This is a genomic window from Bacteroidota bacterium (assembly GCA_030706565.1).
Classification (GTDB): domain Bacteria; phylum Bacteroidota; class Bacteroidia; order Bacteroidales; family JAUZOH01; genus JAUZOH01.
In genome coordinates this window covers 1-8,244 of the sequence record JAUZOH010000161.1, presented here as the reverse complement: position 1 = coordinate 8,244, position 8,244 = coordinate 1, and the positions used below count along the sequence as shown (strand labels likewise).

6 protein-coding genes are annotated in these 8,244 nt (G+C 37.6%); 2 read left to right on the top strand and 4 right to left on the bottom strand.

The features are described from left to right. Positions 1–224: 224 nt before the first annotated feature. Positions 225–2,138 carry a glycosyl hydrolase family 28 protein gene (locus tag Q8907_09505; protein MDP4274500.1) on the top strand — a complete coding sequence of 638 codons (1,914 nt, stop codon included), beginning with the start codon at positions 225–227 and terminating at the stop codon, positions 2,136–2,138. A gap of 291 nt (positions 2,139–2,429) precedes the next feature. Here Q8907_09505 and Q8907_09500 read toward each other — a convergent pair whose 3' ends face one another. Continuing rightward, complete coding sequence (locus tag Q8907_09500) at positions 2,430–3,737, bottom strand: polysaccharide deacetylase family protein (protein ID MDP4274499.1); 1,308 nt, start codon at positions 3,735–3,737, stop codon at positions 2,430–2,432. Positions 3,738–3,917: 180 nt separating this feature from the next. Then, on the bottom strand, positions 3,918–4,304 hold the full coding sequence (locus Q8907_09495; protein ID MDP4274498.1) for a helix-turn-helix domain-containing protein: 387 nt from the start codon (positions 4,302–4,304) through the stop codon (positions 3,918–3,920). A 173-nt stretch (positions 4,305–4,477) separates the two neighbouring features. On the opposite strand from Q8907_09495, the gene Q8907_09490 reads away from it, so the two are divergent. Continuing rightward, positions 4,478–5,332 carry an SDR family oxidoreductase gene (locus Q8907_09490; protein ID MDP4274497.1) on the top strand — a complete coding sequence of 285 codons (855 nt, stop codon included), beginning with the start codon at positions 4,478–4,480 and terminating at the stop codon, positions 5,330–5,332. 111 nt (positions 5,333–5,443) lie between these two features. On the opposite strand, the gene Q8907_09485 is transcribed toward Q8907_09490, so the two are convergent. Continuing rightward, on the bottom strand, positions 5,444–6,526 hold the full coding sequence (locus tag Q8907_09485; protein ID MDP4274496.1) for a metallophosphoesterase family protein: 1,083 nt from the start codon (positions 6,524–6,526) through the stop codon (positions 5,444–5,446). 197 nt (positions 6,527–6,723) lie between these two features. Next, positions 6,724–7,908: a PQQ-binding-like beta-propeller repeat protein gene (locus Q8907_09480; protein MDP4274495.1), complete on the bottom strand. Its 1,185-nt coding sequence runs from the start codon at positions 7,906–7,908 to the stop codon at positions 6,724–6,726. Positions 7,909–8,244: the final 336 nt, after the last annotated feature.

Sequence of the window (8,244 nt, the reverse complement as noted above, 5' to 3'; positions counted from 1 at the left end):
TATGGTCAGAATGGACTTTATGGAATCCGTTATGACGAATCAGCCGTGCAAATGGTAATAAATATGCTCAATATTGTTAAGTGATCAGAATTATCCTTCATTTTATAATGCCACGAAAAATAAAGTAAAGTATGAAGCCAACATGTTTGCGGATAAACACAAAATAATGATGAAATAGCAAACATGGCGTTCTATAAGTCCTTTAAAAATTAAACTGTATTCGAATGAAATATTTAAAGTACATTGTTTTTTTATTATTCCTTTTGGAAATGGGAATTTGTTCGTTTGGAAATACCAGATTAATCAAAAATCTGGATATTCATGATGTTTGGACAGATAATTACAATGCTTCGCATTGGATTGAGCTTGGTAATTTACACGCTGGTGCACAAATGTATGGAGATACCCTGTTGGACATCATAAAAATGCCTGCTGAATTATATGGGGCCGACTGGATACAGACTTCATACAAATCGAAATTTTTCGATAAATCTGTCATTGCCTCGTTCCAGCTTTCAGCTGATGCAGAAGTATATATTGCCCATAGTACTGGGATAAAAGAAAAACCTGCCTGGTTAAACTCATACACTAAAACTGGAAAATTTATTGTTAATTCTGAAAATCAGGTTTTTGAATTGTTTAAAAAGAGTTTTCAGAAGGGTGATTCAGTCGTTTTGGGTGCAAATGGGAGTAATGAACAATCTATGTTTATTGTTATCGTTAATCCTACAAATGCATTTCCTTCTATGGTAAAACCGGAAGGCAGGGTTTTTGATGTTTTGAATTATGGAGCAAAAGGAGATAACAAAACAAATAATACTTTGGCAATCCAGTCAACCATTGATGCCTGCTCTGCAAATGGTGGCGGTTCTGTTTATCTGCATGACGGGATCTTTATTTCCGGGACCTTGGAATTAAAGGATAATGTTACACTTTTTGTTGCTGAAGGGGCATTATTAAGGGCATCGGCGTTACATGCCGACTTTCCTGCTAAAATTTGTTCGTTACAATCATTTCGTTCAAATGAAAATTTTCAGTTTATATATGCTGACCGAAAAAAGAATGTGGCGATAAAGGGAGGAGGTATTATTGACGGTTATGCTTTGAGGGAAGGTTATCCCTGGGGGGGGCGGAATAATGAGTATGAAAGACCCCGGCTAATCCGTATGGTTGAATGCAAAAATGTCAAAGTTCAGGATATTAGCCTTATCAGAAGCGCCAATTGGACTCAATATTATGAAGGATGCGAAAATTTATCTTTTGAAAATGTCAGGGTCAGGTGTTATACCGGGGTCAATAATGAAGACGGGATCGATATCAGTGGGTGTAAGAATGTTGAAATAAGTAAATTTTACAGCATTTCCGGCGATGATGGAATTTGTATTAAAGCAATGTCCATGAAACCCACTAAAAATATTTATATTCATGATTGTATCGGACGTTATAACAATTGTCACGCGGTTAAAATAGGAACCGAAACTCACGGAATTGTAAAAAATATGTTGGTCAAAAACGTCACTTCCTTTACACGATACGGTATAGCCATTGAAGCCGTTGATGGAGCGGATGTTAAAAATATTACATATGATGGTATTACCCTGACCGATTGCAGTACCCCATTATTCATCCGGTTGGGGAACAGAGGAAGGATTTTTAAGGGCGGACCGACTAAAGCGCCGATAAGCCACATGAAAAACATTACGGTAAGAAATATTACGAATAACGATATACATTATGTTTTGGCTAAGGGAGGCCCTGGTGTGGGATCTGCAATTGGTGGTATTCCTGAGAGGAAAATCGAAAATCTCCTGATTGAAAATTGCAATCTGAAATATTATGGTTCCATTATGGATACAAGCTACATTTATCGAAATCCTCCCGAGAATGTTGACAAATACCCTGAATTTAATATTTATGGGATTTGTCCGGCTTATGGACTTTATGTTAGGCATGTCAAAAATCTCAACTGTAAGAATGTAAACATAACCTGCAAGAATGAAGATGTACGACCTGCGGTTGTTTTAGATGATGTGGAAAAGTATAAAATAAATAATTTAAACTGTCAGAAATTTTCTAAAACTAAACCTGGTATTATCTGGGACAAGGTAAAAGGAACTGTTTTAAATATTAAAAATTAGAAGGATTATAGCTTAATATCCTCAGATGGAATAAAGGGGTAAATTAATGTTTTCCCCTTTATTCCATTTGGGATGATTTTTAGATTATCACAAATGGTTGCGTTTTAAACCGGATTATATATGGCTTATTAGATAAAGTATTTAATGTTTGACTATTTATTGGGTATTTTTTCAGTTTACAAACTTCAACTGATAATAAACAATCAGTTGAAGTTTTCTTTCATCTTTCGATTTGATGATAATTATGTCGCTTTGCAATAAGCCGCATAGTATTGTCAGAGCCTTGCTAAACTAATTTACTAGGATCTTTTGTGCATAATATTCATCATTAAGACTGATATTTAGGACATATTCGCCTCTTTTCAGATGAGAAGTATCTATCGTGAGTTGGTTTGAATATTCCCTGTTTTTGGTGGATTTAATTTTCCGGCCGACCAGGTCACTTATGATTATTTTAGCGTTGTACAGTGAGAAATTGGCATCAATGGTTATGAAATTCGTAGCCGGTACAGGATAAATTCTGATCTTTTCTTTTGGAATCAGGTTTGTAATAGTGGCTTTTTTTGTGTTTTTCAGAATTATCTGACCTGCATTGGGTACTGCATGAAACAGTAGAGTATCGTTAAATACCGAATCAATCTTGAGCGGTTGGTTATTTTGTGCAATTTCCAGATATTTCACCCCGTTGGTTTTCAACTTTATACTTAGGGGTTGGTTATATAGTCCATTGTTGGACAATGTATCAGTCAGATTTACAACCCATTGTTGTCCGTTGTAAGGCATTTCTTCAGTGATTTTTGCGCAGGTTGCCTCCCGGTGATATTTTATTGCCTGGCCCAGCGTAGTGATCCATACTTTATTTCTGACCGATACCAAAGTATCCAGCTGTTTTTGCAAGGAATCCTGCAAAACTTTGGCAAACCAGTTGTCGTTATAAGTGCCCTGGGCATTATCCAGGCTGTGATACAAGTATGTTAAAAGACCTCCTCCATTCATGATGTTTTTTATCTGCTGAAAAAAGTCGGAAGTGGATCTGCTGCTGTCCATTTGATACGTGAGGATATGGAAGTAATCATTTTCTTTGGGCGCAAAATTGTAGGTATAATTTTGCGAAACCGAAAAAACACTACGGGCAACAATATGGCCAGATTCTTTTACTTCCTTAAGGACCTGATCATTGTATGCACCCAACGGATAGGCAAGCGACACAACTTTTTGCGAAGTTACATGTTTGTCAAGGGTATCTTTCATGCTGCGGATTTCACTATCTAACCGGGCTGCAGAAATTTTTGAAAGATCCGGGTGCGTTTGGGTATGATTGCCAATTTCGTTTCCATAGTCTGCGGTTTTGATCACCTCAGACCAGGGATGGTTCCAGGGTTCAACTGAGGATAAAATGATGAAAAAAGTGCCATTGATATTTCTTTTCTTTAATTCCGGGACTGCGATGGAGTATTGTCCGGGCGACCAGTCGTCAAAAGTCAAAACAACGGCAGCCTTTTTATCGTCATTCCATTTGCAAATTGTTCCGGTTTGAGAGAAGAGGATATTGGTGGTGAATAATAAAATCAGGGTTATTAAAATATATAATTTTTTCATCTTTAGCTTTAAATTCGTCTTGAAATTATTTTTTAAAGATAAATAATGTTTTAGCAATTTATTTAGCTTGTAAAGAAATTTTGTGTTTGAGAAATAGTTTGAAATAGTTTGAGAAAAGGTTTGAAATGGTTCAAACAACCTCAAACAACCTCAAACCGTATCAAACAACCTCAAACCATATTATTTTAGACTCTCAGCATGGGCTGCATAGATTTCCCTTGATTTCTTGATGTCCGTCATATTATTTGATGCCCAGGCCACCAGATCATGCAGATGCGGCATTAAGGATTGTCCACGTGGGGTTAATTCGTATTCTACCTTGGGGGGGATTTGCGGATAGACGGTACGTTTGACCAGCCCGTCGGCTTCCAGGGTTTTAAGGGTAACCGTCAGCATTTTTTGTGAGATGGTCTTAATATATCCGCATAGTTCATTAAATCTTAGTACTTCTCCGTCTTCCAGTACCATAAGTACCAGTACGGACCATTTATCGCCTATCCGGTCGATTACATTCCTTACCGGGCATTGTTCGGGATTGCTAAATTTTTTTAAAATTTTTTCGTCCATAACTGATTGATTTTTAATATTTCTTACCTTTATTTCAGTATAGCACAATTGGGTAAGTTCTTGTTTTTATATAAGTTACTTTTTAACTTTGACTCACCAAAAGTAATTAAATAACTTTTAGAGAGCAAATATAAAATGGAAATTATTAAACTTAAAAAAGAAAGGAATTAAAAATGAGAATTGGAGTAACGGGAGCGACTGGCCATTTAGGCCACATAGCAGTTGAAAAACTAAAAGGGAAAGTTTCTGCAGAAAGTATCGTAGCATTGGTGCGGACGCCCCAGAAAGCAGCAGATTTGGGCGTGGAAGCCCGTGAATTTGATTACAATAAGCCGGAGATTCTTGCCAATGCCCTTAGAGGTATCGATTATTTATTGCTTATCTCAGGCAATGAGGTTGGACAGCGTGCCAGGCAACATGCCAATGTGATTGCAGCAGCTAAAAAGGCTGGTGTCAAATGGATCGTGTATACAAGCCTTTTGCACGCAGACAGGTCATCACTTAGCCTTGCAGGCGAACACCTTATGACTGAAGCAGCCATAAAAGAGTCGGGTATTCCATATACCCTGTTGCGTAACAGCTGGTATACCGAAAATTATACGGCTTCAGTGCCGGGCGCAGTTGCAGGTGGAGCTTTTTTAGGCAGTGCCGGTGCTGGGAAAATTTCTTCTGCCGTAAGGGCCGATTATGCTGAAGCAGCGGTTAACGTTATAACCGGCGAAGGCCACCAGGGGAAAGTTTATGAGCTTGCAGGCGATGAAGCCTATACATTAACAGATTTGGCTGCCGAAATTTCACGCCAGACCGGGAAAAACATCCCTTATATGGATCTGAGCGAATCCGAATATGCCGGCAAATTGAAAAGTTTCGGTTTGCCTGAAGCTTTGGCTGAAGCCTTTGCGGGTTGGGATACCGGTGCTTCAAAAGGCGATTTGTTTGACGACGGACAACAGCTTTCAAAACTTATCGGAAGGCCTACAATTCCTCTTGCCCAGGCTGTAAAAGATGCTTTGGCAGGCATGAAGTAAGTTTTTTTATGATTCTGTTAGCCGGCCGTCATTTACTGTTGGTTAACAGAATCATTGAATGATGTTCACCTATTCCTTATTGTAATGCTGGATTTATGAAGGTAAATGATTTCACTTTTTCATAAAATCATCCGGATATCTCATATCCTGAATAATAGAACCTCCGGACAAACGTATCCATGAGCGGAAACCTTTTTCACCTTCCGCAAGTTCAATCACACGTGCACCATTGGGTTTCAAATTATTGTAAACGGTATCGCATCCGCTGTAACGGCCATAAATAAAAAAAACATCATTCCAATACAGGGAATAGTCATTATCATGATCATGACCAAGGAATATGGCATGTACATCCCCCATTTCCTTCATTGAAACGAATAAACCCGAATTGAGATTTGACGATGAAGTCGCTTCCCCTCTTGTACCGGAGAGAACAACTCCATCATTATGGGCCGCTTCTTTATGTTCCAATAACGGGATGTGGAAAAAAGCCAATGATGGAACAGGTTGTCCCTCATTCTTCCTTGTGAATTCCATACTCTGTTTACGATACCAACTGATCTGATCGTTGTGAATATAATCATACCCTTTTATCCCTTTAATTTTGGAATAGGAATTTGAATCAAACAAATACAATACACGATCGATTGTTTTTTTGCCGGTAGAACCTAAAGTAAGTATATAATTGGTTACGCCGGAAATCCCTTCTGTTGTAGAACTAATATTGTATGGAATACTTTTAAGTATCTGGTACAGTTCTTTCCGCGATTTGTCAAATTCTTCGTCATGATTCCCAAATGTAACAGCAAAGGGTATTCCCCGTTTTGATATGGGATCGAGTATTTCACGAATGGAGGCTTCTGCCGGTTTACCAAAAATAACATCACCGGTATGAATGACCAAATCCGGCTTTTCTATATCAAGTATTTCATTTACGTTTTTTAATGCCCTTACGGAACGGGAATCTCCCGAAATATAATGCGTATCCGTAAACTGCACGATTTTAAATTTCCCATTCTGGTTATAGGATAATTTCCGGGAATGATCCATCTCTTCACCAAGCCGGGAATTTAAAACTGATGATCCATGGGGAATTCCTATTGCATTTGCTGCAGCACTGGTTGTCAATATTCCTGCTAATCCGGCAAGTGATGTCCCCTTGATAAAAGCCCTCCGATCAATATTCTTTTTCATATTTAAAGCATTTTCAATAGTATAATTTCAAAACAAAATGAATCATAAATAACACCTTTCTTATAGAGGTTAAAAATATCGAAATATTATACACAGTTGACAAATTCAATAAGAATCTTCAATATTTTCCTGTCATAAAACTTAAAAATAAGAACGATCTTTTGGAAAATTGGTATCAGAAACGGCAGTTAGTACTATTACTTTAGTTTCAGCGCATAAAAAGTTCCCTTTGAATCACCAAAATAAATTACTCCCTCATCAATTAACGGAGTGGCAAGAATTGACCCTAAATCCAGTATCTTTTTCTCCGATCCCTGCATATCTGAACCATACAATTGAAAATCCTCCCTAAACTCTCCATTTTCCCTATAAATGGAGGGATATTTTTCCCTGCTGCTGTATGTTTGGAAGGTATATTCAATTTTTCCAGTCCTGGGGTTGACGCCATACAATTTCCCATTAAAACAACCAAAGTAAATCCTGTCATTATAGGATGCGGCACTACCGTATACCCTCATATTTATTGGAAGTGCCCATTCTATATTCCCGCCGTCAGCATTCATTGAATAAAATTGATGTGAATCAGAGGTCCCGAAGTATATCTTATCCTTATAAACAAAAGGAATGGCAATGATCCAGCTGCCATATTTTTCTTTCATGTTCCAAAGTCCACGGCCTGTACTTAAATCCAATGAATAGATATTATAATCCCGGCTTCCGAAAATTATGGAGTTTTTATAAACAGCTGCCCCTTTTTGAATTTCTCCTTTGGGGAAATATCTGTCACCTACAGTTTTAAATTGCCAAACCAAATCTCCTGATTTGCAATCCAGGGAATAAAAGGTTCCGTTATAACTTCCTATAAATACCTTTTCACGCTCAATAACCGGCGTCGCATGAACAATGTCTCCTGTATTAAAACTCCAGTCAAGTTTTCCAGTTTTTGCACCTACGGCATATACAAAACCATCTCCGCTTCCCACGTAAACAGTACTTTGGTATGTTATGGGTGACGACAAATAATAATCCCACATATCATATCTCTTTTCGCCTTTGGTTTTAAATATCCAGAGGATCTTACCCGTATTTTTGTCAAACGAATATAAATTGCCATCACTGCTATTGATGATTACGGATTCATCAAATAGTGCTGGCTGTGATTTTATTTGCCCATTTGTTTTGTACTTCCATTTCAAGTTGCCGTTTGTTTTGTCCAGAACGTAAAAATTGGAGTCATTGCTTCCAAAATAAATGTTGTTCCTATCAGCGGCTGCTGATGTATATATGCCAGATTTGGCCTGAAAAGTCCATTTCAGGGAATCTTGTCCGTATGTATTTAAAACACAGATGGAAAAAATTGTTGTTATGATTATTTGCTTCACCTTCTTGGGTTTTTACTAACGATTATAGGGTTGTTTATAGTCTTGTCTGTTCTCTGGATATTATTTGAAGAATTAAATGTTAAAGTTGTGATTTAAAATCTTTAAATCAAAATTCTATGATTGGATTTGTGAACTTTCAAAGGGAAAAACATAGACTTTTATAACATGAAAAAATTTTATGAACCAAAGGGCGAGTATTTCCCTCCTGTCTTTTTATTTAAAACTTCAAGTTAATTCCCCCGAAGAAAGTGGCCCCCGGCATGGTGTAATACCGTAAGGTCTCATATTTCTGGTCGAGCAGGTTATCGCCGCTGATGTACAATTCGACATATTTGC

Coding starts and splice junctions, on each gene's coding strand:
- Q8907_09500 (MDP4274499.1), bottom strand. CDS start 3,737: ATGAAAAAATTATATATTTTAATAACCCTGATTTTATTATTCACCACC.
- Q8907_09495 (MDP4274498.1), bottom strand. CDS start 4,304: ATGGACGAAAAAATTTTAAAAAAATTTAGCAATCCCGAACAATGCCCG.
- Q8907_09505 (MDP4274500.1), top strand. CDS start 225: ATGAAATATTTAAAGTACATTGTTTTTTTATTATTCCTTTTGGAAATG.
- Q8907_09485 (MDP4274496.1), bottom strand. CDS start 6,526: ATGAAAAAGAATATTGATCGGAGGGCTTTTATCAAGGGGACATCACTT.
- Q8907_09490 (MDP4274497.1), top strand. CDS start 4,478: ATGAGAATTGGAGTAACGGGAGCGACTGGCCATTTAGGCCACATAGCA.